Origin of the sequence: Novosphingobium sp. LASN5T (assembly GCF_003856955.1) — a bacterium.
In the GTDB taxonomy this organism is placed as follows: Bacteria; Pseudomonadota; Alphaproteobacteria; order Sphingomonadales; family Sphingomonadaceae; genus Novosphingobium.
Window position 1 is genome coordinate 18311 of the sequence record NZ_RQSI01000002.1, and the last position, 25553, is coordinate 43863.

Below are 25553 nucleotides of genomic sequence, written 5' to 3' on the forward strand. Positions count from 1 at the left end.
ACAGCTCATCAGGCAGATAGGCGAAAGGACAACCCCCAGCGGCGGGCGAGCGTCGTTCGCTCGCTGGCCGGGGCGTTCGGGTTCAGTCGCGCCCGCTCTGCGCGATACTGGCGGTTGCGTTGCAGGAACGCGGCGGCGAATTCGGCCCGGCCCGGCGTGTCCGGCGCATTGCCGGCACGCCGCGCGCGCCCTTCGGGCGTCATTGGCATGGGATCATCCTCTCCAGCCGCTCATTGTGCGGAGTCTGGACCGCCGAGGATCGGGAGAAGCACTGCATCCCGACAGCGCGAAGGCCGCGCCAGGCGATGCCGGCCGCGCATCGGAATCCACGACCGGAAAAATCCATTTCGGTCTGAATGTTAACTTATTCGATGGCGCGCGGGCCGAGCAGATATGCGTAGCCCACTTCGGTCATCCAGCGCGCGCGGGCGAGATGGCTCTCATGCATCGCGCGGGCGCGTTCGGGTTCCGCGGCCGGATCGATCCCGAAGATATGCGCCGCCGCGTCGCGCCAGTCGGCGCCCTCGTCGTCGGTATCGAGCAGGCGGATATAGTCGGCGAGGTGATCCTCGTCATAGGCGGTGAGCCGCGGCGCGTCGGGCGCGCGATCCTTGAAATGCTTGCCGGTCATAACGCCCCCGTTCCTCCAGTCCCGTTAACCTTTTAGACCGAAACGGAGACGATTCTATACGCACGGCGGGCATGGCTTCGCGCGTCGTCCGCAATGGTCGGGTTCCAGGTCAGCAGCGGTTCGTCTGCGGTGCGCCCCCGCAAACTTCGCTCCTGACCCTGATCGGGGAGTTGGAAAACCGGAATATCTCGGTCCCTGTGACCTTTAGCCCGGAAGCCTGTTGTATACGTCACAGGCTCCCCGACCATGTGGTCAAGGATAGCGGCGCCGTCACGGCCGACGCCCAACCGGATATTCAGGGGTTTCCACGCCCCAGGCCGCCGCGTAGCGGCCCACGTCTTTCTTAGGACGGGGACGCCGTTCTGGCTACTGTCTCTTGCGAGCCGGGCGATGCCCGGCGAGCGCGCGCCATGACGGCCGCGCGGACCTATGGGCCGCGCGGCCGCCGCTGCTCCGGGCAGGACCTGCAGCCGGTTGTCGGTTGTCGGTTGTCGGTTCTCAATATCGGCCCGAGAAAGGCAAGAACGGCTGTTCTTTCCAGCTTCGGTCAACACGGCGGTAGGTCAGCCGCCGGCAGCGAAATGCGTTCCAGGTCCAAATCAGCGGCTCAAAGCCGTGCCACCAATCGGCGTCAATGTCGCCGCAACGCCCTTCAAAGCAAAGCTTATGGCGCGCGTCATAGAGTCGAAACTCCATCGGCAAACTGTCGCCCTCGTTCGTGCCGGCATAGGCGATGCTTCCTTCGGCATCTTCACCGACCCCGGCAAGGGAAGTGCCCATATGATCGGATGTGATAATCCAGCGCATGATATAATTCCTTGTGAGGGTGGCGCCCGCCGCAGGGACGGGCGCGAATGATGGGAAAGGGTGGCGACCTATGCGGCCGCCCGGCGATGCTGCCGCGCGGCAAGCCGCTTGCTGGCGGTGTGATAGTGGCCGTTGTCCAGTTCTATGCCGGTCCAGTCGCGCCCGAGTTGCTGGGCTGCCGCAAGGGTCGAACCGCTACCGCTGAATGGGTCCAGGACAAGGTCGCCCGGCTGCGTGAAAGCCTCGATCAATGGCGCCAGTGCTTCAACCGGCTTCTGCGTGGGGTGCAGGCGGTTCCCGCTGTAAGGAAAATCGAGCACATCGGGGATAGGCCGTGTCGGACGGACGGGATTGCCCTTTGCCAACAAATAGGCTTGCTCATGTTCATAGCGAAGGAAGCGGGCCGATGACGCATAACGCTTGCGGAAAACAAGATGGCCGACGATGCGGAAGCCTGCCGCCTTCCATGCATCCATGAACAAATCGACTTTGTTCCAGCCATAGAAGGAAACCGCAAAGCCGCCATCCTTCAAGACGCGGTGCATTTCCCGAAACGCCGGACGCAGCCACCGGCCGTTATCGTCATTGGCGACCTTGCGCCCCTGGCGGTCCCGGTAGCGGGTCACATAGGGCGGATCGGTCAGGATGAAATCCACCGTGCCGCTATCGAAAGCCTGCATCACTTCAATGCAATCACCGTTGAAGATCACATCGCGGGGAGCCTGTGCCTTGCTGGTCATATCTCAAATCCTTTGGTTCTGAAGTTCAGCGAAGCGGAATGCCGCGCCTGAACTTCTGCCCGGCGGCGAGCCAAGGGTAGCAACGGGGCAAGGGCGGCCGGGGCGGAGGGGAATCACCCGCCTGCACAAGCGAAGCGCGGAAGGTGGGGATACCGCCCCGGACGGTTCCACTTACCTTGACCGGCGCGAGGACTACGTCCTTAGCAACGATCGCGCCGCCTTGGCGGCGCGAAAAGCAAATGACAGCCGGGATTACCGGCGCGGCCTTCAGGCCGATCCCTGCTCGATCCCCCCAGACCGCTATCCTGCGAGGCACAAAAAAACCCGATGGCGTGGGGCGCCATCGGGTGCTGTCCGCCTTACAGGTCGCGGTAGGCTGCAACCTCATCGCTGAGGTAGGGGATGTATCCGTGGGCGCGTGCCAGTTCGCGCGCTTCCCACTTCCGTTCCCATTCCGGCTTGGCCTGCTCGGCGGCCATCTTCCGGTCGGCCCTGGCCTTGTTGATCCTGCGAATCTTTGCCCAATCCTTTTTCATGTCTGCCTCCTGTGTGCTGGCGTTGCTGATGCATCAGGCAGGCTTTGGCGGGCGACGCGGGCAAGCTGAAAAACGGAGGGTCCGCTTGCGGAAACCGTAGGCGCTGGCGCCGGTTTTCTGCTTGGTGGCTATGCCACTTCCCGCATGAGGCGCCCGGCAAAGCCAGATGCGCTAATCAGCAACCAGCCCGGGAGGGAGATGAACGGATTTTCGGGCAAAGCGGGATCGGCAAGGCTAGGGCCATAGTGGAAAACACGCCGGGCAAGGTAGGAATGGGGGCAGAAGTGGGACGCTTCCCCTGCACTTTGCGCGCATGGATGCCTCCGTCGACCAGGATGCGGAGTCCTGGGCTTACCGTTATCTGGCTGGGCGGGCGCCTGTAGCGAGTATGGCATCGTCCGGTGGCAGGCCGATGCAATGGCTGGTGCGGTTTCGCACGGCGCAGATCCTTTATGGAAAACTGGAAGCGCCCCGCCATTGCTGGCGGGACGCTTCCGCGGTCAGTCGACCTTCAGCTCGAACTTGCCCGTTGTCTCGGTCGAGACAAGCCGGAGATGAACGTCCGGCGCCAGGACCGGATTGAGTTTGAGCGAAGCGTAGGGCTTCTGGTCCTTGGTGGCCTTGAGCCAGCCCACACCGAATTCCACGCGTTCATCGTCGGCGGCAACGATGCGATAGTCGGGCGACTTGTCGCTTGCCTTGTCGCCGATCCGAAGGATTTCCACCTTCTCGCTGAGACCGAAAAAGCGGATTTCGCCGTGAAAGCCGCGATCGGTCGCTTTGAAGTTTCCGCAGATCATGTCGTCAGTCCTTTCTTGACTCGGGACCGCGCCCTTCGCGGCCTCGTGGCGTGTCGAAGATCGGGGACGTTCGGCTGCGCACCGCTTGCGGCCTATGGACGGCCAAAGGGCCGCTTTTTTGCTTCGCGCTGCAAAGCCGAAGGCGGCGGAAAAAAGCTGCCCGGCGCCGTTGCGCCGCCAGGTGGACACGATCAGATCAAGCCACGAGGGAGGCCGCGAGGGTCGGTCGGGCAGGCAGGACGGGAGACAATGCTGCACCCGGTATTTCAGCGGACCCAGCAGCGATGGCTGGGTTATGGCTTTCGCGTCGGCGTGGCAGGATTCACGGGCGAGCGAACAGCGCGGTGAATAGGCGCTCGGCTTCGGCCATGCCGTCGTCGGTCAGATGCACCGACTTTGCCTTGCGCGCAGGATCGGAGATCAGCCCGCGTTCGTGCAGTCGATCCATCGCGCTCCAGTCGAAGCCTTTCCAGGCCGTGCCGGTGGTGCTGAGGTTGAGCCATAGCAGGGCAAGCACCGCCTCGTCGATTCTGTCGGTGTCGGTGTCGGTGTCCGTCCGCGAGTCCATGCGCGGGAGGATAGCAAACCGGGCTGCACACGGCATCCACGATCCCGCCGTGAGCACTTATCTTTGCTACGCTACACTTCGCTATTTCCGCCTTGCGCCGCCGTGCGCCGAATCCCGCCGCCGTTGCTACGGGTCCGGCATGTATGCGCCCGAGGGCGATTTTGCTGGATTCCCGAGAGATGCGCGGCAGCTTGAGCAATATGGGACTCTCTCGCAAACGTCGCCGCCGCGCACCCCGCGGCTGGTCGGAAGGGCTGGAAGACCTGCACGATTACATGCAGCCGCAGCCGACGCGCGCGTCGGCGCGCAAGAATGCCGCCAGCGCGCCGATCGTCGTTACCGACGACTGGCCCGAGCAGGTTCCCATCGGCGATGCCGAGTTGCGCGTCATCGAAGGCGCTTTTCGTGAGGAGCTGGACGCCCTGTTCGGGCCGCTCCCCTAAAACGGCCAATGGAAAGGGGTTGAAATGTTCGTCAAAGTGACGTACATTGTAGCGGAAATGGATAAGTCAGGAGTCGGTCCCATGCCGCGCAAACAAGCCGTAGCGGAGTCCGCCAGAGCCAATCGCGTCGAGCGGCTCGGCTTCCGTATTGACGAAGAAACGAAGGATTTGATCGAGCGGGCAGCTCACCTCACGCGGCGCAAGGTCAGCGACTTTTGCGTGACAGCGCTAGCCGACACGGCGCGGCGAACGATCGCCGAGCATGAAACGCTCGTGCTGTCGGATCGCGACCGCGCGGCGTTCTTCGATGCGCTCATCAATCCGCCCGAGCCCAGCGAGCGGCTGATCCGCGCTCTCCAGGAGCACCGGCGCCGGGTTGCGTCCTGATCATGACGGCGCATGCGGATTTGCAGGTCGAGCCGCTGGGGCCGCATCACGACCGCGAGGGATTTTCCTGCGGCATCGACAGTCTCGATCGATATTTGCGGAGGCAGGCGGGCCAGGACATGCGCCGCCGCTCGGCTGGTGTGTTCGTTCTCGCCGAGCGTGCAAATCCCGGCGTGGTTCTCGGCTATTACACGCTTAGTCAGGCCAACATCGCGCAGGGCGACATTCCGGCAGCGGCGCGAAAGCATGTCCCGCGTTACCCGCTCGTCGCCGCGACGCTGATCGGCCAGCTCGCGGTGTCGCAAGCGAGGCAGGGCGAACGCCTTGGGGCGATCCTGATCGCCGATGCCGTCGAGCGCGTCTGGGCGACGGCCGCGACAGCTGGCTCGTCGATACTCGTCGTGGACGCCATCAATGATCGCGCGGCAGCCTTCTACGAAGGCAATGGCTTCGTGCGCCTGCCAGATTCCCAACGCCTCGTGCTGCCGATGCACACTATTCAAAGATTGGTCGAACGATGACGAACGCTGCTCTCGCCCCCTCGGAAACCGGAGCCGTGCAACCGGCGCTGCGGGCCGCGCTCTACCTGCGCGTCTCGTCGCCGCGTTCGGCCGAGAGCGATCTGTCGATCCCGGACCAGCGCCGCCAGACGTCGAGCTATTGCCACTCGAACGGCTGGGAAGTCGCGGCCGAGTTTGTCGAGCCGGGGGTTTCGGGCACAGACGATCGCCGTCCCGCCTTCCAGGAAATGATCGACGCGGCGCTGGAAAGGCCGTCGCCCTTCGACGTGATCGTGGTCCATAGCTTCTCGCGCTTTTTCCGCGATCAATTCCAGTTCGAGTTCTACCTCCGCAAGCTGGCGAAGAACGGCGTGCAGCTCGTCTCCATCACGCAGATTCTCGGCGATGATCCGATGAGCGAGATGATGCGGAAAATCATGACGCTGTTCGACGAATATCAGTCGAAGGAGAACGGCAAGCATACGCTGCGCGCGATGAACGAAAACGCCCGGCAGGGTTTCTGGAATGGCGCCCGTCCTCCGATCGGCTATCGCGCGGTCGCGGCCGAGCAGCGCGGCGCGAAGATCAAGAAAAAGCTGGAGATCGATCCGCTCCACGCCGAAACGGTGCGCCGCATTTTCCGGCTGGCGCTGGAAGGCGCGGATGGGCGCGGGCCGATCGGGGTCATGGCGATCGCGTGCTGGCTCAATGAGAATAATATCCGCACGCGCTATGGCGGTCGGTGGGGCAAGGGCATGGTCCATCAGGTGCTGACGCGGACCACCTATATCGGCGAGCACCGCTTCAACACCTATGACGTGAAGAAGGGGCGCGCGAAGCCGGAGACCGAGCACGCCATCATGGAGGTGCCGCCGATCATAACGGTGGCGGAGTTCGAGGCCGTGCAGCGATCCTTGAAAGCGCGCAGCCCGAAGATGATGCCGCCGCGGGCGGTGGGCGGATCGACGCTCTTGACGGGCATCTGCTTCTGCGCCTGTTGCGGTGGCGCGATGACGCTGCGCACCGGCACCAGCCGGAGTGGGCAGGAGTATCGCTACTACACCTGCGCGACCAAGGCGACGAAAGGGAAGACGGGATGCCCCGGCGTCTCGCTTCCGATGGATCGGCTGAACGAGGCGGTGATCGAGCACCTGGAGAAGCGGCTGCTCGATCCCGCGCGCCTTGAAGTGCTGATGGACCAGCTTATTGCCCGACGCGACGAATGGGTGACCGAGCGCCGCCAGCACGTCGCCGAGATGGAACGGCGCGCGACTGAGGTCGAGACCAAGCTTTCCCGGCTCTATGAAGCGATCGAGAATGGATTGGTCGATATGGGCGATCCGTCGCTCAAGGCGCGGATTGCCGAGCTGACCACCATCCGCGACCAGGCCAGAGGCGATGCCGAGCGCGCGGTCGCACACATTGAGCGGATCAGCCCGGAGATCACGGTCGAGAGCCTTCACGCCTTCGCGCTGGTCGCCAAACGCAAGCTCCGCCACGACGATGGCTCCTATGCGCGAAACCATATTCGGGCGGTGGCCCAGCGGGTCGAGGTCCACAGCAAGACGGATGTGCGAATCTGCGGCACGCGCACCGAGTTGCTGCGCACCCTCACCGCCGTCTCTGGCGTAGAGGCGGCGGTGCTAGGGACTCGGGCTTTTGGACCGAAATGGTGCCGCTTAGGTGACTCGAACACCTGACCCCATCATTACGAATGATGTGCTCTACCGGCTGAGCTAAAGCGGCCTACCCCGAGGGCAGGGGCGCCGTTTACAGAGGGCGCGCCGGGAACGCAATGGGTTTTGCGCAATTTCTTGCCTCCCTTCATTCCGGCGTGGAAACGCGGCGAAACTGGTGGCGATTGGCTGCATGATGATGCCCCCGACGATCCATTGGGCTGCCTTGCCGCTTTGCCTTGTTCCGCCGAATCCCCTACTCTCGCAACCGCTACTGGGGAGTGTGGACATGCGTGGCAAGAGGCGGATCGCGATCTGGGCCGGGGTGGCGGGGTTGGCTCTGCTGGCGGGTGCGGGGCCGGCCGGCGCCAGTTCGGACTATTCGTGCGATCCGGTCTGGGCGCTTTCCGATAGCGGTTTCAGCTGCGGCAACCGCGCCTTGCTGGCGCCGGGCAACGATACGCGCGTCAACCTGTTCCTGTTGCGCCGGACAGCACCGGCGGGCAAGGCCATCGCCTATGCCAAGCCCACTTGGGAGGAGCGCGGCTTCGGTCACAGCTTCTTCGGCTGGCACACCTTGCGCGACACGTACGCGGGGCGCAGCGGAGCGGAAGAGGCCGCTTCGGAGGATCAGCCGCTCAATTCCCGTTGCAACAGCGCGGCGTCCGGGCAGACGGCTTTCGAGGCCGCTCTCGCCGCCGCCAAGGGCATTCCGGAAGGCGAGCGCACAGCGCTGCGCGGCGCGCGCGCAACCCTGGCGGAAAAGTGCTCCGAGATCAGCGATCATGCCGACGCTGCGCTCGACACGGCCTGGCGCGGGCAGGTCTCCAGCGCATCGGGGCGCGAATTTGCCGGATATCTCGACGCGGCCACCGCCTTCTACGTCGGTCAGTGGGACAAGGCGCGCGACGGGTTCGCCGCACTGGCCGGCGCGCGCGATCTGTGGCTCGCTGAAGCGGCGGCCTATATGGCGCTGCGCGTGGAACTGAACGCGGCGCAGGCCGCCAGCTTTGACGAATATGGCGACTTCACCGGGCCGGAGAAGGTGGACAAGCCCGCGCTCCAGCGCGCCCGCGCCGCCATCGCCGCCTATCTCAAGCGCTATCCCAAAGGCCGCTATGCGGATTCGGCACGGGGTCTCGACCGGCGCGCGCTGTGGCTATCGGGCGATCTGGCGGGGCTTGGCCGCGAATACGAACGGCTGCTCCAGGCGCTCCCGCCGGACAGCCCGGAACTGGCGACATTGATCCAGGAAATCGACAACAAGCTCATCCTCCAGAAAAACGCGGAAGTGGCAGTCGACAGCCCGATGCTGCTGGCCGTGATCGATCTCATGCGGATGCGGCAATTTGACGGCGAGGAGCAACCGCCGCTGAGCGCCGCCGCGCTGACGGCCCAGAAGGGGCGCTTTGCCGCGCGCCCCGATCTCTACACTTATCTCCAGGCCGCCCATGCCTTCTACATCGCGAAGGACAATGCCAAAGCTGCGGCGCTGCTGCCCGATCGCGCGCAGCAGCCGGCCAGCGTGCCGCTGGCGTTCAGCGCGCGGATGCTGCGGGGCATGGCGCTGGCGGGTGGCAATGGCGAGACGGGTTACTGGCAGGCGCTGATCGGCGCGGCGTCCGATCCCTATCAGCGTCCGCTGGCCGAACTGGCGCTGGCGTTGGCCTGGCAGAAGGCAGGCCGGTTCGAGGCGGTGTTCGATGCGAACTCGCCCGTGCGCGACGATCGCATCCGCGAACTGCTGCTGATGCGGCTGGCCGGCGCCGATCTCCTGCGCCGCTTCGCCGCCGATCCGGCATCGGCCCCGCATCCGCGCCAGATCGCGCTGTTCACGCTGCTGCACAAGGATCTGGCGCAAGGCCACTATGCCGATTTCGGCCGCGATCGCGCGCTGGTGCCGGCGGATGCGGGCAACGAGCTTTCGATCTGGGACTTCGGCACGGGGGACACGGTGCCGGTCGGCGTGTTCACCAAGGGCAAGTGGTCGGGCGAACTGGCCTGCCCCGCACTGGACGCCACCGCCGGGCAGCTCGCGCAGAATCCGGCCAATGTCCGCGCACGGCTGTGCCTGGGCGAGTTCTGGCGGCTGAACGGGTTCGATCGCTTCACCACGCTCGATCCTGTGGAAGCCAACGGCACGCTGGCCTCCGGCCCCGGCCGCTTTGCCGGCGCGTTGCTGACGCGCAGCGCCATCTACGCGGCGATCATCGCCAACCGGCAGGCGGCGGCGGACGAGCGTTCCTACGCACTGTACCGCGCGATCCGCTGCTACGCGCCGGCGGGCATCAGCGATTGCGGGGGCGAGGAGGTTCCGATCGCCCAGCGCAAGGCCTGGTTCGACCAGTTGAAGCGCGAATACCCGAACAGCCAATGGGCCCGCAGCCTGCGCGTCTATTGGTGAGGGCGCGCGCGATCGGCCGCGCTTTCGGCGCGCTGCTGCTATGCTGTGGCCTGCTGGCCGGTTGCGCCAAGCAGCCCGAGCAAGAGCGGCAGCCGCCCGGGCGTGTGGACGCGGCGCAACACGATGCCTTTTTCCTGTGGGCGGGCGTGAAAGCGCCGGAGGTGCTGGCCAAAGCCAGGACGATCTACCTGCTCGATGGCGAAGTGCGCGCCGGCAGCCCCGCACGGTTCGTGCCGCTGCGGCCGGCGGTGCCGCACGTCCGCCACGCCGAGATCTGGCTGGTGGTCCGGCTCGAACGGCTGGACTGGAAGGAACCAGTCTGGCGACGGGTGCTGGCCGATCTTGACCGGTGGCAGGCGGCGGGCAACCGGTTGGCCGGGCTGCAACTCGATTTCGATGCGCGCACGCGCGGGCTCGATCGCTACGCCGCGTTCCTCGCCGAAGCGCGGCGGCGGCTGCCCCGGCGCTACAAACTGTCGATCACCGGCCTGATGGACTGGAGCGCGGGCGGCGATCCGGCGGCGCTGGCCGCGCTGGGCAGCGTAGTCGATGACGTGGTGCTGCAAACCTATCAGGGACGGCGCACGGTGCCGGGCTACGAAGCCTATCTCCGCTCGCTGGCGCGCCTGCCCTTCCCCTATCGGCTGGGTCTGGTGGAAGGCGGCGCATGGCGCGCCCCACCCGCACTGGCGCGCGATCCCCATTTCCGGGGCTATGTGGTGTTCCTGCTACCGCGCTGAACGGCGCGCGGTCAGAACCGGCGCGCCACCGCGAACTCGGCCGCCTCGATCATCGCGGCCTTGGCCTCGCTTGCCGGAAACGCGGCGATCGCGTCGATCGCCCGCTGGGCATAGTGCCGGGCGCGTTCGCGCGTGGCGAGCACCGCGTCATGCTTGCGGATCAGCGCGATCGCGTGGGCCAGATCGGCATCGCCGGTGCGGTTGCCAGCAATCGCATCGCGCCAGAACGCCCGCTCCTCGTCCGAACCGCGCGCATAGGCCAGGATCACCGGCAGGGTCATCTTGCCGTCGCGGAAGTCGTCGCCCTGGTCCTTGCCCATCTCGGCCGCGTCGGAATCGTAGTCGATCGCGTCGTCGGTCAACTGGAACGCGATGCCGAGGTAGCGGCCATAGGCTTCGAGCGCCAGCTCGTCCGCCTCGGGCCGTTCGGCAACCACGGCGGCGATGCGGCAGGCGGCGGCGAACAGCGCGGCCGTCTTGGCGCTGATGATGGCGAGATAGCGTTCCTCGGAGGTTTCGACCTGCCGCTGTGCGGTCAACTGGTCAACCTCGCCCTCCGCGATCACCGCCGAGGCGTTGGACAGGATGCGCAGGACCCGGATCGAGCCGTCCTCGACCATCAGTTCGAACGAGCGGCTGAACAGGAAATCCCCGACCAGCACCGTCGCCGGATTGCCGAACACGATGTTGGCGGTCTTCTTGCCCCGCCGCAGGTCTGAACCGTCGACGACATCGTCGTGCAGGAGCGTGGCGGTGTGGATGAACTCCACCGCCGCCGCCAGCTTGAAATGCCGCGCCCCGCCGTACCCGAGCAGCGCCGCGCTGGCGAGCGTGAGCATCGGGCGCATCCGCTTGCCTCCGCCCGCGATCAGGTGGCCGGCCAGCGCCGGGATCAACGGAATGCGCGACTGCATCCGATCGAGGATCACGGCGTTGACGCTGTTCATGCCTTCGGCGACCAGCGACATCATCGGGGCGAGCGAAGGCTCCGCCTTGCGGGGAAGCGTATGGACGGTTGCAGTCATCGCCGTCCGATTGGCCGAGGGGCGGCGGCTTGGCAAGACGCAAGTTGCGCGTTAGCGCACGAACCACGCGGTTTCGCCGCGTGGGTTGAGCCGACAAACGACGAGGTGAGGGAATGAGCGACGATCCGGTGCTGGCAGGATTCCGCCAGAGCATCGACAACATCGACGCGGCGATGATCCACATTCTCGCCGAACGGTTCCGCATCACCCAGGCGGTCGGCGCGTACAAGGCGGAAAAGAAGCTGCCGGCCAGTGATCCCGGGCGCGAGGAACGCCAGATCGCGCGCCTGCGTGCCCTGGCGACAGACGCCAAGCTCGATCCCGAATTCTCGGAAAAATTCCTGCGCTTCATCATCGACGAAGTGATCCGCCACCACGAACAGGCGGCGGCGGCGGGCTGAAGCCGGCGGATTTGACAAAGTCGCAGGCGCTTCGGCGGTCCGCTATCCGCCCGTTCCCGGAAACAGCACCACCAGCTTGTAATCCATCCGCTCCGCCGGCACAAAAGTATGCTGTTCGTAAGCCAGCGGGCCGTCGAGCGGATGGAGGAACGTGCGCTGCCCGCCTTCGCGCACGCTGACCGACTGGGCATCCCATAGTCGCCCGAACAGCGCGGATTCCGCCTTCATCTCCGCCACCAGTTGCGCCATCGCCGCATCGTCCAGAGCGCGGGCATAGTCGGCGCGGAATTCGGCCAGCAGCCGAGCAGCGCGGTCTTCCCAGTCTGGCAGGAGGATGCGTGCCGACGATTCGGTGAACACATAGCGCAGGAGGTTCTTTTGCTTGCCCGGCCCCAGCCAGCCGCCGAACAGATGCTCCGCAGCCGCGTTCCAGCAGCAAGCGTTCCAAACCCTGTCGAGCCCGTAGGCTGGATGGGCCTGCGCCTCCACCAGCGCGCGGACCGATCGCGGCGCCTGCGGCATCGGCTGCGAGCGCGGCGCGTCGGGATCGCGCCGGCCCGCCAATTCGAACAGATAACCGCGTTCCGCCGGGGTGAGCGCCAGCGCGGTGGCCAGCCGGGCCAGCGCTTCCGGCGAAACGCGAATGTCGCGCCCCTGCTCGATCCACGCGCACCACGTCACGCCGATTCCCGCCAGTGCGGCCAGTTCCTCGCGCCGCAAGCCCGGCGTCCGCCGCCGCCGCGTGGGCACCGACGGCGCGACCCGTTCGCGGTGCGACCGAATGAACCGTCCGAGCAGGCGGCGTTGTTCCTCGCTCAACATGGGTCACTTTATAACAGGATAAATGCATCCATTGTAACAGGGTAAAATGCATGCATTCTTGCGGGACAAGGAGAGCAAGAGATGACCCGTTCCCACGATGATCTGGTGCAGGACCAGTTCGGTCCCCGCGCCGACGCCTATGTGCAAAGCCCCGTCCACGCCGCCGGCGAGGATCTCGACGCGCTGGAAGCGCTGGCGGAACACGCACGCCCGCGCCACGCGCTCGATCTCGGCGCGGGTGGCGGTCATGTCGCCTATCGGCTGGCGCGCCATGCTGACAAGGTCATCGCCGCGGACCTGTCGACCGACATGATGGCCGCCGTGGCGGAAACCGCGCGCCGACGTGGCCTGGCGAATCTTGAGACCTGTGTCACGCCGGCCGAAGCGCTGCCGTTCGCCAACGCCGCGTTCGACTTCCTGGGCTGCCGCTTTTCCGCCCACCACTGGCGGGACTTCCACGCCGGGCTGCGCGAGGCGCGCCGCGTGCTGGAGTCCGGCGCGACCGCTGTGTTCATCGATGTGGTTTCCCCCGGCCCCGCCGCGCTCGACACACATCTGCAGGCCGTGGAACTGCTGCGCGACCCTTCGCATATCCGCGACTATACAGTGACCGAATGGGGCGAGGCGCTGACCGCGGCCGGCTTCCTGCTGCGCGCGGTGCAGACACGGCGGCTGCGCATGGACTATCCCTCGTGGGTCGAGCGGATGCGCACGCCCGAACCGCATCGCGCGGCGATCCGATCGTTGCAGGCGGGCGCATCGCGCGAATTGGCGGCCTATTTCGAGATCGAACCGGACGGTTCGTTCACGCTCGACACCGCGCAGATCGAGGTGGTGGCGGGGTAAGCTCCTCCGCCCAGCTTCAGGCTTCCCCTCCCCCCGGGGAGAAGGGAGCCTATTCGTCCATCGGAACGCCGGGGAGCTGCTTGGCGGTGCGAATCGTCAGCGAGGTCTTCACGCTCGCCACGTTGGGGGCGGGCGTGAGCTTGCTGGTGAGGAATTCCTGGAAGCTTTGCAGATCGCGGCTGACGATCTTGAGAATGAAATCGATCTCGCCATTGAGCATGTGGCATTCGCGCACTTCGGCAAGGCCGCGCATATGCTCCTCGAACTGGCGCAGCGATTCCTCGGCCTGGCTCTTGAGGCTGACCAGTGCGAAGACGGTGATCGAGAAACCCAGCTTGGACGCATCGAGATCGGCATGGTAGCCGCGGATCACCCCCGCCTCTTCCAGCGCACGCACCCGGCGCAGGCACGGCGGGGCGGTAAGGCCCACGCGCTGCGCCAGTTCGACGTTGGTTACCCTGCCTTCATCCTGCAGTTCGGCGAGAAGCCGGCGGTCAATCGCATCCAAAGTTGCCATGCCTATAGCATCCCGATCGTCACCACATGAATCCATGCCAGGTGCGGTAATTTTCCACACCTAATCCAGGGGCGGGTGATAATTTTATTGTTTCATATCGCAATCGTCCCACAATGCAACGCGGTCGATGATGCCGCTTCCCGATCCGCCACGATTTGTTAGGGTCTGACGCTGTAGCTGGCCGTTCTCCGGTCCGCGGGGGGCCAATCGGAGCAGGAATGATCGTCGATGACCGCCTTGATACCGTGCTGCGTACCGTCGCGGCCGGGCCGACGGCGGCGCGAACGCAGTTCCTGCAGCTGGTGGACCTGCTGCGGCGCGAGGACGCGCGCGGCGCGAAGAGGCATGATTCCGCGCTGGAACGCCTGGATTCGCTCGCCATCCTGCTCGACGAGGACGAACGCTCCACGCTGCTGCGCCAGACCCGCCTGACCGATGCCGCGCTGGTCGCGCGCTTTGCCGCGCAGGAACCCCGCGTGGCGCTGGCCGCCATCGGATCGGCGCGCCTGCCCGAACAGGCCTGGCTGGATCTGATCCCCACGCTGCCCGTACAGGCGCGCGGATTTCTGCGCCACCGGCGCGATCTGGGCGCGAACGTGGAAGCGCTGCTGGCGCGGCTGGGGATCGACGATTTCGGCCTGCCGCAGCCCGATGGCTATCATGCGCTTCCCGCCGCGCCCGCGCAGACCAGCGAGTCCGGCGCTTGGCCGATCGACGAGGCCGCCGGCGAACGGATCGCCGTCCTGACACCAGCGGCGCGCACTCCGCCCCCATCCCCTGAAACGGACGGGCAGCCCGGTCGCAACGAAGGCATCGGCGCGATCGTCCGACGGATCGAGGCATTCCGCCGCAACCGCGATGCCGCCGCAGGGCCGGCCGATCCCACGGCGCCGCATCTGCCCTTCAGCGACGAGGCGCGCGCTACGGCGCCCCCCCGCATCACCGCTATAGACCTGCGCTGCGATGCCTCGGGCGGGATCGTCGAGGCGGGGCTGCAAGCGGGCGCCGGGCTTGGCCCGATGCTGGTGGGCTTTCGTCCGTTCACGACCGAACCGGGCGCGCCGGCGCGCTGCGACGCCGCCACCGTCCGCGCGGCGGAAAAGCATGTGCCGATCATCGCGGGGCGGATGGAACTGACAGGTTCGCCGCTGATCGCCGGGGCCTGGCGAATCGACGCCGCGCCGCTGTTTTCCGGGGATGGAGGGCGCTTCACCGGCTATCACGCGCTGCTGCGCCGGCCGGCCGCGCTTCAAGCCGCTGGTGCGGATACGGCGTCCGGCCGCCCCGCCAACGACGATGTGCCCGATGGCAGCGCCGATCGGCTACGGCAGGTGCTGCACGAACTGCGCACGCCGATCAATGCGATCCAGGGCTTTGCCGAGCTGATCCAGCAACAGCTTTTCGGCGAAACCCCGCACCAGTACCGGGGGCTGGCCGCCAGCATCGCCGCCGACGCGGCCCGGATGCTGGCGGGGTTCGAGGAAATCGAACGGCTGGTGAAGCTGGAAAGTGGCAGGCTGGAAAGCGAACCGGGCGAGACCGATTTTGCCGAACTGGTCGGCCGGCTGCTGAAGCAACTGGAGCCGGCAACCGTTTCCCGGCAGATACGGCTGAGTTACGCCCGGCCGGACGCGCCGGTCCCCGTGGGCGTGGCGAAGATCGAGCTTGAGCGCATGATCTGGCGCGTGTTCTCGGTCCTGGCCGCCTCCGCCGCGCCGGGCGAACGGCTTGCCACCACGCTGAGCGAGGAAAACGGCGCGGCGGTGCTGGCCCTGCCGCTGACCGCCTCGCTTGCGCTGCACGACGACGAGACGCTGTTCGCACCGGATCAGGGGCGCGGCGGCGTCCAGCCCGTTTCGGCAATGCTGGGCCACGGCTTCGCGCTGCGCCTGGCCATGGCGGAAGCCCGCGCGGCGGGCGGACGACTGGAACGGCGCGGGTCCAAGATTATTGTTACCCTGCCCATCTTGACCCAGCCCGAACATGCACTTAGCGAACGGGGGGGGCCCGCTGCCGGCGCGGGTTGAAGCAGTCCGGTTCCCTCGGGGGGAAGCGTGGGCATGAAGACGATCCTGGACTTGCCGGCAGAGGCGGACATGGTCCGCTTTGCGGCCGACTTCGGGCAGCGCTTCATCGTCACGGTCGATACCGAGGAAGAGTTCGACTGGGGCCAGCCGTTCAGCCGCACCGGGTTCGGCCTGGACCACGTGCCCCATATCGCCGAATTCCAGACGTTCTGCGAAAGCTTCGGCGTCAACCCGATCTACCTGGTCGACTATCCCATCGCGACCGACCCGCGCGCGGCCGAGGTGATGGGTGGCCCGATCGCGGCAGGCAAGGCCGAAGCCGGGGTACAACTCCACCCCTGGGTCAGCCCGCCCTTCGAGGAAACCGTCAGCGTTCACAACAGCTTCTCGGGCAATCTTCCGCGCGAGCTGGAACGGGCCAAGTTCAACACGCTGCGCGATGCGATCGAAACCGGGTTGGGTTCCACGCCGCGCATCTACCGCGCCGGGCGCTATGGCGTGGGGACTGAAAGCGCACACATCCTGGCGGACGCCGGCATCGCCATCGACACCTCGGTCCGCGCGCTGTTCGATTACAGCTCGGGCGGCGGCCCCAACTTTCGCGATCACCCCCTGACGCCCTACTGGATCGATCGCGCCGCGAACCTGATGGAACTGCCGCTGACCACGGTGTTCTGGGGCATGTTGCGCAAGCAGGGCCGCACGCTCTACCCGATGCTGTGGCGAGTCCCGCGCCTGCGCGGCCTGCTCGCGCGCGTGGGCATGCTGGAACGTATCCCACTGACGCCCGAAGGCGTGAGCGTGGACGAGGCGTTGAAAGGCGTGGACATCGCCATCGACGATGGCTTGCCGATCCTGGTATTCTCGTTCCACAGCCCGTCGCTGTGCCCCGGCTACACGCCCTATGTCCGCGACGCCGACGATCTGGCGCAGTTCTATGACTGGTGGCGCACCGTCCTGACCTATCTCGCCCAGCGCGGGATCAGGCCCACGACGGTTCGCGAGATCACGGCCGCCGCCGGCTGATCCCGGCTTTGCACAGGATGGGCGCTCCACCCCGCCCAAGCCCGCCTTGCCAAGACCGCGCCTCCCCTCTAACGCCTCCACCGGGGTCGGGCCTGTAGCTCAGCGGTTAGAGCTGGCCGCTCATAACGGCTAGGTCGCGGGTTCGAATCCTGCCGGGCCCACCACCCCACCCGCGCGCGGTCCCACCGGTCGCTGCCGCGCGGGAATGGACGCGGCATTCCCGCTTGCGTCCACCGGCCGCCATCCCTAAGGGCAACCCGGTGTCGGGGAGTAGCGCAGCCTGGTAGCGCATCTGGTTTGGGACCAGAGGGTCGTAGGTTCGAATCCTATCTCCCCGACCACCTTTTCCCACCGCCATCCCGCCGCGTTATTGTCCGGGCACCGTCCCTGGCCGCAGATAGGCGAACATGTGCGCGACATAATCCGCCTTGCCGAGATCAACGCCGGCGCTGCGCAGGATCGCGTAGGCGATCATCACGTGGAAATAGAACTGCGGCAAGGTCCAGTCCCGCGCGTATTGTTCGGCGGTCAGGTCGAATATCATTCCATTGGGCAAGCCGTGCGCCAGCGCCCGTCCGGCCGCGGCATCGAGCGCTGCCGTATCGACGCCATCGAGAAACGCGATGGTTTCGGCGATCCGGTCTTGCGCTTCAGCGAGCGACCCCGGCTGCTCCCCGGCGTTGCGCCCTTCGTTCAGCAGCGTAGCGACGATCGGCGTAAACGCCTCGTCGCCGAGACGGAACACTCCTTCATAGGCCTGCACGCAGGCGAAACGGATCTGCGTGGCGAGCGGAAACATGTCCGGCGCAAGCCGAACGGACAGAAGTGCCTCCCCCCCATCAGCCGACAACTGCGAGCGTGCCTTGTCCAGCCAGCCGGACAGCGCGCCAAGCATCTGCCGGTATGTCGGCACCACGAGACTGGCTAACGTCATGAAAAGTCCTTTCCGCGGGAGAATGCCCGATGACGGCACCATACGGCCATCCGCACCCACCGTCGATCAGCCAGGCAAAGCCTGCGTCTGGCGCAACGCCTCGCCCAGCGCGAGCGCTGCCGAAGAAGCGAGGTTCATCGAGCGAACCTGCGGCCGCATCGGAATGCGCACGCGCGCCTGGCAGGCATCGGCAACCGTCACAGGTACCCCGGCGCTTTCCTTGCCGAACAGCAGGATATCATCGGGCGCGAAGGCGAAATCGTAGACCGATTGGCTGGCCTTGGTGGTGAACAACACCAGCCGATTTGATCCTGCGGTCTCCCTGAAGGCATCGAACCCGGCGTGGCGCGCGATGGAAACATGATCGATATAGTCCATGGCGGCCCGGCGCACGCGGCGATCATCCCACACGAAACCCATCGGCTCGATCAGGTCCACGGCCACGCCCAGGCACGCACCAAGCCGCAGCACGGCGCCGACATTCCCCGCGATTTCCGGTTCGAAAAGGGCTATACGCATTCCGGCTGATTGGCGCCGACGCGCGCGCCATGCAAGCCCTCAGCGTGCACCGGGTATAAGCAGGATTGCATTGGCATCGCGCCGCGCATGAGTATGGTCGGCGCATCATCCGGATCATCCTGATCCGGCCATCGTCACGCCCAAACCACTGGAACACCATGCCCGCAAGCTCCACCTGCCGCTCCGCCCTTCTCGGCCTGATCGCCGCCTGCACCGCGCTGACGGCGCCCGCGTTCGGCGCGTCGCCGGCAACGCAGGACTACCAGGCCCGCGTCGCGCGCGTCCTGCGGGCGACACCACTGATCGACGGGCACAACGACTGGCCGGAAACGCTGCGCGAACGCGAAGGGGACAAGCGCTGGACGATCGACCTGACCGACCTGTCCAAGAGCCCGGAGGCCTACAACACCGACATCGTGCGCCTGCGCAAGGGCATGGTCGGCGGGCAGTTCTGGTCGGTCTATGTCTCGGCCAATCTGCCGGGCCAGCAGCAGGTCGAGGAGACGCTGGAGCAGATCGACCTGGTGAAGGCGATCGTCGCCCGGTACCCGGGAACCTTCGCGCTGGCACGCACGGCGGCGGACGTGCGCCGCGCGCACGCGGCCGGCAAGATCGCCTCGATGATCGGCGTCGAGGGTGGCGGCCAGATCGACGGCAACCTTTCCATCCTGCGAACCTATGCCGCGCTGGGTGCCGGTTACCTGACGCTGACGCATTCGCGCACGATCGAGTGGGCCGATTCCGCCACCGACAATCCCCAGCACGATGGCCTGACCCCGTTCGGCGAACAGATCGTGGCGGAACTCAACCGGCTGGGGATGCTGGTCGATCTCAGCCACGTGAGCGAAGCGACGATGCGCGATGCGCTGCGCGTGTCGAAAGCGCCGGTGATCTATTCGCATTCGGGCGCGCGCGCCGTGGACGACCATCCGCGCAATGTCTCGGATGAAACGCTGAAGCTGGTGGCGGCGAACGGCGGGGTGGTCATGGTCAACTACGCGCTGCCCTATGTCTCGGACGCCTATCGGCGCTGGGCGGCGGATTCGGCGGCGGAAAAGACCCGTCTGAACGCGCCGCCGTTCGGCGGGCTGGACATCGGCCAGCCGGAAAAGGCTGCGGCCGACTATGCCGCCTGGCTCAAAGCGCACCCCGCCCCGCGCGTGACGCTGGCCGAAGTGGCCGATCATATCGAGCATATCGCGAAAGTGGCCGGCGTGGACCATGTTGGCCTGGGATCGGATTTCGACGGCGTGGGCAACCAGTTGCCGGAGGGACTTGAGGACGTCTCCACCTATCCCGCGCTGCTGGCCGAACTGATGCGACGCGGCTGGAGCGATGCCGACGTGGCCAAGGTGGCCGGCGGCAACGTGCTGCGCGCGATGGAACGCACGGAACAGGTCGCAAAAACCATGAAATAGCGGCAGCTTGCCTGGCGTCGGGACCCGTTACGGGGAACGCGACCAATTGCGACAATTCAGGCCCGGTCCAGCAAAGCTCTGACACAAGTCTCCCGTAATCCGAGCACGGACCGGGACGTGCACGCCTCCTATGCGCGCGCGGCCGAACAGCATCTGGGAGTACCATGCAGCGTTGTCTTCCGACCGGCCTGTGGCTGGCCACCACCATCCTGTCGCCCGTGCCCGCGCTGGCACAGTCCGGCGCGCCCGAACCGGCACAACCACCAGCTCAGGCGCCCGCTCAGGCACGCGGGCAGCAGGCGGCGGATGAAGGCGAGGAAGAGATCGTCGTGCAGGGCCAGAGGCCGCGCGGCAGCGTGATCGGCGATATCAAGCCCGAACTCACCTTCAACGGCGGCGATATCCGCGCCCTGGGCGTCAGCAGCATCAACGATCTGCTGACCGAACTCGGCCCGCAGCTGGCCAGCACGCGCGGCGGCTCGCCGGTGATTCTGTTGGAAGGCCGGCGCGTCTCCAGCTTCCGCGAAATCGCGACGATCCCCGCCGAAGCGATCCAGCGCGCCGAAGTGCTGCCCGAGGAAGTGGCGCTCAAGTATGGCTATTCCGCCAACCAGAAGGTGCTGAACATCGTGCTGCGGCGGCGGTTCAAGTCGATCACCGTGGAAGGCAAGGACAAGTTCACCACCGATGGCGGGGCGAACAACCCGGAAATCGAACTGGGCCTGCTCACCATCCGCCGCAACGGCCGCCTGAACCTCAACCTCGATTACGAGAACACGGCGGCGCTCGCCGAAAGCCAGCGCGGGATCACCACCAGCACCGGGGGCGACACCCGGCGCTCGCTTGCTCCCTCGGACGAGCAACTGACACTGACGGCAACCTACGCCCACACGTTCTCGCCCAAGGTCAGCGCCAGCCTGAACGGCGAGATGACGGTGGATCGTCAGCATTCGCTGATCGGCGCGTCGACCACCCCGGACCTCGACGTGTTCCAGCGCACCGCCAAGGATCTGTCGCTGCACCTCGGCTCGACCGTGAACGCAGACTTCCGGGGCCTGCACAACACGCTGACGACCACTTACGACCACGACGAAGGCCGCACCATCAGCGTGCGCGGCGTGCCGGCGGACGTGGCGCGCAGCACGACCGACACGGTAACGGCGGACCTCACCTCGAACGTCACGCCCTATCGCCTGCCGGCGGGCGACATCTCGGTGACCGCGCGGCTGGGTGGCACGTTCAACAGCTTCGGATCGGAGGCCGTGCGCGCGCAGGTGACACAGCAGAAAGCCGATCTCGACCGCACCACCGGACTAGCCTCGCTGAGCGTCGACGTCCCGGTGTTCGACAGCCCCTCACCGTTCCTGGGCCGGCTCTCGGTGAACGGCAACGTGCAGTTGCAGACCCTGTCCGACTTCGGCGGGCTGACCAGCTATGGTTATGGCGCGACATGGACGCCGCGCCGCGAGGTGAGCCTGATCGCCTCGTTCGCATCGACCCAAAGCGCGCCGACGATGCAGCAGATCGGCAACCCTCAGATCCCCACTCCGCAGGTGCCGGTGTTCGATTACACCACCGGGCAGAGCGTGCTGGTCACGCGGGTGAGCGGGGGCAACACCGCGCTGCTCAGCGCCGAAAAGCGCGAATGGCGGCTGGGCCTGACGCTCAAGCCGTTCACCGGCAAGGACATTACCTTCTCGGTAGATTACAACCACGCCAGCACCGACAACGGCATCATGGCCCTGCCCGCGCTGACCGCGGCGACGCAGGCCGCCTTCCCCCGCCGCTTCATCCGCGACGATGACGGCAACCTGATCCGCATCATCGGCACGCCCGTGAACATCGACCGGCAGGAAAGCGGCGTCCTGCGCTGGGGCTTCAACTTCTCGAAAGCGCTGAAAACCCCGAAAGCGCAGGCCGACGCGATGCGCGCGGCGTTCATGCGCGCCTTTGCCGAACGGCAACGCCGGGCGGAGGGAGCCGGCGCACCGCCTCCGCCGCCGCAGGACGGCTTCGGCGGCGGCCCTCCTCGCGGCGAAGGCGGTCCTCCGCGCGGGTTCGGCGGTCCGGGTGGGCGCGGCCCGGGCGGACCAGGCGGCGGCAACCGCCTCACCTTCGCGGTCTATCATTCGGTGCATCTGACCGAGACGGCACGCCTTGCTGCCGGACAGCCGACGATCGACCTGCTGAACGGCGGCACGATCGGCAGCCAGTCCGGCCAGCCGCGCCATGAAGTGGAAGTGCAGGCCGGCATTTCGCACAGCGGATTCGGCCTGCGCCTGACGGGCCAGTGGCAAAGCGCGACGCGCGTCGTCGATCCATCGGGCACGCCCAGCGCCAACCTGCACTTCGGAAGCCTCGCCACGTTCAACCTGCGGCTTTTCGCCAACCCGTCCCAGGTGCCCGGCCTGATCGGCAAGCACCCGTGGATGCGGGGCATGCGGGTGAGCCTGGCCGTGAACAACCTGCTGAACACGCGCCAGAAAGTGACCGACGGCACCGGCGCAACGCCCTATGCCTATCAGCCTGCCTATCTCGATCCGCTGGGCCGGACCGTGATGATCAGCGTGCGCAAGCTGTTCTTCTGAGGCGGCCGGTCAAAGCATCGCGGAAAGGGCCGGGCTGAGCCATTCGCCCCCGTCGCGCGCGATCAGGCGAGCGGCGAGGCCCTCCCGCGCGGCCAGATCCCTCGCCTCCGCGATGGGGACCGCGCCCAGCGCACTTGCCCAGGCGTCGGCCATCATGCAGGAGGGGTGCAGCACGCTGACGGCACTCGCCGCGCCGATCGGCACATGGCCGGTACGCGGATCGAGCGTGTGCGCGCCGCGCAGGTAATCGCCCGAGGTGGCCACCGCCAACTGGTGCAGCGCCACGCGCAGCGGCGGCAGAGCGATGCCGGCGGGCGTCTCCAGATCGACCCACCACGGATCGCCATCGGGACGCATCCCGGCCCCCACGCATTCGCCGCCGACTTCGACAAGCGCATGGGCGATGCCAGCCCGCGCCAGCAGGTCGGCCACGGCATCAGCGGCATAGCCCTTGGCCACGCCCGACAGGTCGAGCCACAACCCGCCCGGCTGGCGCAGGCGAGCCGATACGCCCTGCCCCGCCCGATCGAGCGCGAGGCGCCGCCAGCCGGAAGCCGCCAGCGCCCGCGCGATCGTGGCCTCGTCGGGTGGCGCGTCCGGCCGGCGTGGCCCCAGCCCCCAGACGTCGGTGAGCCGGCCCAGCGCGGGATCGAAGGCCCCTGCCGACCGTTCCGCCACCAGCAGCGCCGCTTCGATCACCGCCGCGAAATCGGGGGGCAGCGCGGTCCAGCTTCCCAGCGCGGCGTGGTTGTAGCGGCACAGCAGCGACGACGGCTCCCAGTGGCTCATCTCCGCCACCATCCCGTCGAGGCGGGCTTGGACGCGCGCCATCAGCGCCGCCGCATCGCTGCCTGTCGGCAGCGCCACGCGGACACGCCAGCGCGTGCCCATGGTGGCGCCCTCCCAATCGACCACGGGCGCGCTCGGGTCGAGCCGCGCCAGCGCCATTTCATCGATCCGTTCCGGCACGGCGATCCGTATGCTCGCCGGAACGGTCGATGCCGCGATGGTCACGGCGCCACGACTTCCAGCGTCGCGGTATAGGTCAGGCGGCGCTTGGTCGCGCGCGGCGCGGTGGGCTTGTCATCGGTGAGGCTGGCGTTCACCCAGTAGAAGCCCGCGACCGGCCACTTGATGGTAACCACCCCGTCCGCTCCGGTCGTCAGCGCCTGGGCATGATCGCCATCGCGAAAGCGCTGGGCATTGGGCACGAATTCCACCTTGAGACCCGCCGCCGGCTTGCCATCGACCAGGAAGCGGAACTTGCCCGGCTCGGTGGTGACGAGATCGTCAGGGTGCGTGACCGGCACCATTTCCAGCCCCTTGCCCGTGGCCTGGAGCACGGTCTGCGTCGGTTCGCCGGCCGTGACGAAGAACTCGTTGCGGCTCTGGTTCTGCGTGAGATCGAGATCGGTCGCGCCCGCCGGAATGTCAGCCACGCTGGCGACGATGTGCGCGGGATCAATCATGCGGCGCGGCCCGCCGCCCTCGCCCCCCGGACCGCCGGGACCGCCCGGACCACCAGCGGGCGGCATCGGCGGGCGGTTGCCGCCCTCGGCGCCCATGCCAGGGCCACCAGCACCGGGACCGCCAGTACCGGGACCACCCGGGCCGCCCGGACCACGCCGCCGGCCGACCATCCAGTCCTCGCCATTGACCTTGAACCTGCCCATCACGGCATCCATCGTGGTGCCGATCCGCCAGGTTCCGGGCTTGTCGATCAGCACGTCGAACGTGCTGCGATAGCGGCCGCGCGCGACGTTCTCGATCTTGCCGGCCGTGCCGTCGGGCGCCTGCACCTGCACCGCATCCACGTTCAACGGCGCATGGTTGGCGACGAACGGCACGGACGAGGTGGCGGCATCGACCGTGATGCCCTGGTTGGTATCCGACAACACCGTGAGCGAGGGCAGGAACCAGGCGTCATGCGCCTGCGCGGGCACGGCGAAGGCCAGCGAGCCCGCCGCCAGCAGAAGAGTCTTGTTCAGCATCGATCGCTCTTTCAACGGACGGTGACGGAAACGGCGCCCAGTTCGGAACGCCCGGTGGCCGAGGCATCGCGCACCGGCACGGACAGTGGCACGGAGACGAGTTCCCGCCCGCCGCTCTCCCGCGCCGCCTCGACATGGACGACATAGGCGCCGGGGCGCAGATCGGCCGGCAGCGGGATGCGATAGGCGCCCGGCGCGCGGGTGGCGCCGCTGACGCCATCGGCGGCGAGGTTCAGGCTGCGGCCGCCCTTGCGCCACCAGGTGCGCAAGTCGGCCAGCCACTTGGTGCCCGGCTCGTTGCCCTTCTTCTTCACGTCGTACCACACCGCCAGCGTGCGCGCCGGACCGCCGGCGGCCGGCTCGATCCAGGCAGCGACATAGGGCTTGTGGTATTCGGCGACCGAAAGGCGCGGGACGGTGACCGTCAAGGTGCCGGCACTGGCCGGGGTGGCCACGACACCGGCCACGAGGATCAGGCTTTTTCGCATGGGCGTGAACAGTCCTTCAGTGGATGAAAAAGAGAGCGATGACGAGCGGGATCGCCGTTCCCAGCGCGACGAGCGGCCAGGTGGACGGGCGGTGCCGCGCGTGAAGCTGGAGCAAGAGCAGGCCGGTGAGCGTGAAGATCACGCAGGCGGCAGCAAACACATCGATGAACCAGAACCACCCGGCCCCGGCATTGCGGCCCTTGTGCAGATCGTTGAAATAGGAAACCCAGCCGCGATCGGTGCGCTCCGACGTTACCTCTCCGGTCTGGCGATCGATGCTGACCCAGGCATCGCGCCCCGGCCCCGGCAGGGCGACATAGACTTCATCGTCGTTCCATTCGGCAGCATGGCCCCGCACGTCGAGCCCCACCAGACCGACCAGGCTGGCCGCCACGGGTTCGGGCACGGGCGCGTCCTTGCGCGCGCCGGCTTCCAGCACGCCGCGCAGGGCGGGCGGCAGCATGGCCTGCCGCGAAACAACCTTGGGTTCCGCGCTGATCGAACTGGCGTGGTTGAGCGTGATCCCGGTGATGGCGAACAGGAACATGCCCACCAGCGAGACGGCGGCGCTGATCCAGTGCCACGTGTGCAATTGTCTGAGCCAGAACTGGCGCGCCTTGCGCGACTTGCGGCGCGGCGCGGCGGGTGACGGCGGAACGCCAGCACCTCCGGTATGCGGATCGCCTCCACCCTGCGCGCCGGTTTCCCGCTCGATAACC

At 66.9% G+C, this 25553-nt stretch carries 28 protein-coding genes and 3 tRNA genes; 14 read left to right on the forward strand and 17 right to left on the reverse strand.

Annotated elements, in window-relative coordinates; all coding sequences use genetic code 11:
• Positions 1–8: 8 nt before the first annotated feature.
• The 7 genes from EH199_RS02445 to EH199_RS02470 all read right to left on the reverse strand — a co-directional run bounded on the left by EH199_RS02445 (position 9) and on the right by EH199_RS02470 (position 4082).
• Entirely contained in the window at positions 9–209 is a 201-nt protein-coding gene (locus tag EH199_RS02445) for a transcriptional regulator domain-containing protein (RefSeq protein WP_075151006.1), read from the reverse strand.
• Between the two features lie 155 nt (positions 210–364).
• Positions 365–631, reverse strand: a complete 267-nt coding sequence (locus tag EH199_RS02450; RefSeq protein ID WP_060977331.1) for a DNA -binding domain-containing protein — start codon at positions 629–631, stop codon at positions 365–367.
• Positions 632–1129: 498 nt separating this feature from the next.
• Positions 1130–1438: a hypothetical protein gene (locus EH199_RS02455; RefSeq protein ID WP_060977330.1), complete on the reverse strand. Its 309-nt coding sequence runs from the start codon at positions 1436–1438 to the stop codon at positions 1130–1132.
• A 68-nt stretch (positions 1439–1506) separates the two neighbouring features.
• Entirely contained in the window at positions 1507–2178 is a 672-nt protein-coding gene (locus EH199_RS02460) for a DNA methyltransferase (protein WP_060977329.1), read from the reverse strand.
• A gap of 359 nt (positions 2179–2537) precedes the next feature.
• The gene (locus EH199_RS24320; RefSeq protein WP_155645922.1) at positions 2538–2714 is read right to left on the reverse strand and encodes a hypothetical protein; all 177 of its coding nucleotides are present in this window, start codon (positions 2712–2714) and stop codon (positions 2538–2540) included.
• A 500-nt stretch (positions 2715–3214) separates the two neighbouring features.
• On the reverse strand, positions 3215–3703 hold the full coding sequence (locus EH199_RS24600) for a DUF736 domain-containing protein (RefSeq protein ID WP_223806432.1): 489 nt from the start codon (positions 3701–3703) through the stop codon (positions 3215–3217).
• 133 nt (positions 3704–3836) lie between these two features.
• The gene (locus EH199_RS02470; protein ID WP_060977327.1) at positions 3837–4082 is read right to left on the reverse strand and encodes a DUF6429 family protein; all 246 of its coding nucleotides are present in this window, start codon (positions 4080–4082) and stop codon (positions 3837–3839) included.
• Positions 4083–4261: 179 nt separating this feature from the next.
• Here EH199_RS02470 and EH199_RS02475 point away from each other — a divergent pair, with 179 nt between their 5' ends.
• The 4 genes from EH199_RS02475 (at position 4262) to EH199_RS02490 (ending at position 7112) form a co-directional block, all read left to right on the forward strand.
• On the forward strand, positions 4262–4525 hold the full coding sequence (locus tag EH199_RS02475) for a hypothetical protein (RefSeq protein ID WP_060977326.1): 264 nt from the start codon (positions 4262–4264) through the stop codon (positions 4523–4525).
• 81 nt (positions 4526–4606) lie between these two features.
• Positions 4607–4912 (forward strand): DUF1778 domain-containing protein, encoded by a 306-nt coding sequence (locus tag EH199_RS02480; protein WP_060977325.1) that lies wholly within the window; start codon positions 4607–4609, stop codon positions 4910–4912.
• A 2-nt stretch (positions 4913–4914) separates the two neighbouring features.
• Entirely contained in the window at positions 4915–5433 is a 519-nt protein-coding gene (locus EH199_RS02485) for a GNAT family N-acetyltransferase (protein WP_060977324.1), read from the forward strand.
• A complete protein-coding gene (locus tag EH199_RS02490) occupies positions 5430–7112 on the forward strand; it encodes a recombinase family protein (protein ID WP_124807689.1) in 1683 nt (560 codons plus the stop codon). The genes EH199_RS02485 and EH199_RS02490 overlap by 4 nt, the downstream gene beginning before the upstream one ends.
• Here the strand turns inward: EH199_RS02490 and EH199_RS02495 are convergent.
• Positions 7083–7158: transfer RNA gene (locus EH199_RS02495), tRNA-Thr, on the reverse strand. The genes EH199_RS02490 and EH199_RS02495 overlap by 30 nt on opposite strands.
• Positions 7159–7377: 219 nt before the next feature.
• Between EH199_RS02495 and EH199_RS02500 the strand changes: the two genes are divergently transcribed.
• Together EH199_RS02500 and EH199_RS02505 are read left to right on the forward strand one after the other, a co-directional pair.
• Positions 7378–9492, forward strand: a complete 2115-nt coding sequence (locus EH199_RS02500) for a hypothetical protein (RefSeq protein ID WP_124807690.1) — start codon at positions 7378–7380, stop codon at positions 9490–9492.
• Positions 9489–10232, forward strand: coding sequence for a DUF3142 domain-containing protein (locus EH199_RS02505; RefSeq protein WP_223806433.1), 744 nt, complete (start codon positions 9489–9491; stop codon positions 10230–10232). Before EH199_RS02500 ends, EH199_RS02505 begins: the two co-directional genes overlap by 4 nt.
• Before the next feature lie 11 nt (positions 10233–10243).
• Here the strand turns inward: EH199_RS02505 and EH199_RS02510 are convergent, their stop codons facing one another.
• Complete coding sequence (locus EH199_RS02510) at positions 10244–11257, reverse strand: polyprenyl synthetase family protein (RefSeq protein ID WP_124807692.1); 1014 nt, start codon at positions 11255–11257, stop codon at positions 10244–10246.
• A 113-nt stretch (positions 11258–11370) separates the two neighbouring features.
• Between EH199_RS02510 and EH199_RS02515 the strand changes: the two genes are divergently transcribed.
• The gene (locus EH199_RS02515) at positions 11371–11658 is read left to right on the forward strand and encodes a chorismate mutase (protein ID WP_124807693.1); all 288 of its coding nucleotides are present in this window, start codon (positions 11371–11373) and stop codon (positions 11656–11658) included.
• Between the two features lie 42 nt (positions 11659–11700).
• On the opposite strand, the gene EH199_RS02520 is transcribed toward EH199_RS02515, so the two are convergent.
• Positions 11701–12480, reverse strand: coding sequence for a helix-turn-helix domain-containing protein (locus EH199_RS02520; protein WP_124807694.1), 780 nt, complete (start codon positions 12478–12480; stop codon positions 11701–11703).
• A gap of 81 nt (positions 12481–12561) precedes the next feature.
• Here EH199_RS02520 and EH199_RS02525 point away from each other — a divergent pair, with 81 nt between their 5' ends.
• Positions 12562–13326, forward strand: coding sequence for a class I SAM-dependent methyltransferase (locus EH199_RS02525; RefSeq protein WP_124807695.1), 765 nt, complete (start codon positions 12562–12564; stop codon positions 13324–13326).
• A gap of 49 nt (positions 13327–13375) precedes the next feature.
• Here EH199_RS02525 and EH199_RS02530 read toward each other — a convergent pair whose 3' ends face one another.
• Positions 13376–13843, reverse strand: coding sequence for an Lrp/AsnC family transcriptional regulator (locus tag EH199_RS02530; protein WP_124807696.1), 468 nt, complete (start codon positions 13841–13843; stop codon positions 13376–13378).
• 218 nt (positions 13844–14061) lie between these two features.
• On the opposite strand from EH199_RS02530, the gene EH199_RS02535 reads away from it, so the two are divergent.
• From EH199_RS02535 to EH199_RS02550, 4 genes are all read left to right on the forward strand, one after another.
• Positions 14062–15870 carry a HAMP domain-containing sensor histidine kinase gene (locus EH199_RS02535; protein ID WP_124807697.1) on the forward strand — a complete coding sequence of 603 codons (1809 nt, stop codon included), beginning with the start codon at positions 14062–14064 and terminating at the stop codon, positions 15868–15870.
• Between the two features lie 33 nt (positions 15871–15903).
• The gene (locus EH199_RS02540; protein ID WP_124807698.1) at positions 15904–16896 is read left to right on the forward strand and encodes a polysaccharide deacetylase family protein; all 993 of its coding nucleotides are present in this window, start codon (positions 15904–15906) and stop codon (positions 16894–16896) included.
• A gap of 88 nt (positions 16897–16984) precedes the next feature.
• Positions 16985–17060, forward strand: a tRNA-Ile gene (locus EH199_RS02545).
• 100 nt (positions 17061–17160) lie between these two features.
• Positions 17161–17237: transfer RNA gene (locus EH199_RS02550), tRNA-Pro, on the forward strand.
• A 26-nt stretch (positions 17238–17263) separates the two neighbouring features.
• On the opposite strand, the gene EH199_RS02555 is transcribed toward EH199_RS02550, so the two are convergent.
• Both EH199_RS02555 and EH199_RS02560 read right to left on the reverse strand, forming a co-directional pair.
• Positions 17264–17830, reverse strand: a complete 567-nt coding sequence (locus EH199_RS02555; RefSeq protein WP_124807699.1) for a DUF1993 family protein — start codon at positions 17828–17830, stop codon at positions 17264–17266.
• 66 nt (positions 17831–17896) lie between these two features.
• Positions 17897–18349, reverse strand: coding sequence for a tRNA (cytidine(34)-2'-O)-methyltransferase (locus EH199_RS02560; RefSeq protein ID WP_124807700.1), 453 nt, complete (start codon positions 18347–18349; stop codon positions 17897–17899).
• A 158-nt stretch (positions 18350–18507) separates the two neighbouring features.
• Between EH199_RS02560 and EH199_RS02565 the strand changes: the two genes are divergently transcribed.
• Together EH199_RS02565 and EH199_RS02570 are read left to right on the forward strand one after the other, a co-directional pair.
• Entirely contained in the window at positions 18508–19767 is a 1260-nt protein-coding gene (locus EH199_RS02565; protein ID WP_124807701.1) for a dipeptidase, read from the forward strand.
• A gap of 164 nt (positions 19768–19931) precedes the next feature.
• Complete coding sequence (locus EH199_RS02570; protein ID WP_124807702.1) at positions 19932–22355, forward strand: TonB-dependent receptor; 2424 nt, start codon at positions 19932–19934, stop codon at positions 22353–22355.
• Positions 22356–22364: 9 nt separating this feature from the next.
• Here EH199_RS02570 and EH199_RS02575 read toward each other — a convergent pair whose 3' ends face one another.
• Genes EH199_RS02575 through EH199_RS02590 form a run of 4 tightly spaced genes read right to left on the reverse strand, consistent with a single transcriptional unit; the run spans position 22365 to position 25426 of the window.
• Complete coding sequence (locus tag EH199_RS02575; protein WP_370449650.1) at positions 22365–23369, reverse strand: FAD:protein FMN transferase; 1005 nt, start codon at positions 23367–23369, stop codon at positions 22365–22367.
• Positions 23366–24346, reverse strand: coding sequence for a DUF4198 domain-containing protein (locus tag EH199_RS02580; RefSeq protein ID WP_124807703.1), 981 nt, complete (start codon positions 24344–24346; stop codon positions 23366–23368). The genes EH199_RS02575 and EH199_RS02580 overlap by 4 nt, the downstream gene beginning before the upstream one ends.
• Positions 24347–24357: 11 nt before the next feature.
• On the reverse strand, positions 24358–24834 hold the full coding sequence (locus EH199_RS02585) for a DUF2271 domain-containing protein (RefSeq protein ID WP_124807704.1): 477 nt from the start codon (positions 24832–24834) through the stop codon (positions 24358–24360).
• Between the two features lie 16 nt (positions 24835–24850).
• On the reverse strand, positions 24851–25426 hold the full coding sequence (locus tag EH199_RS02590) for a PepSY-associated TM helix domain-containing protein (RefSeq protein WP_370449655.1): 576 nt from the start codon (positions 25424–25426) through the stop codon (positions 24851–24853).
• Positions 25427–25553: the final 127 nt, after the last annotated feature.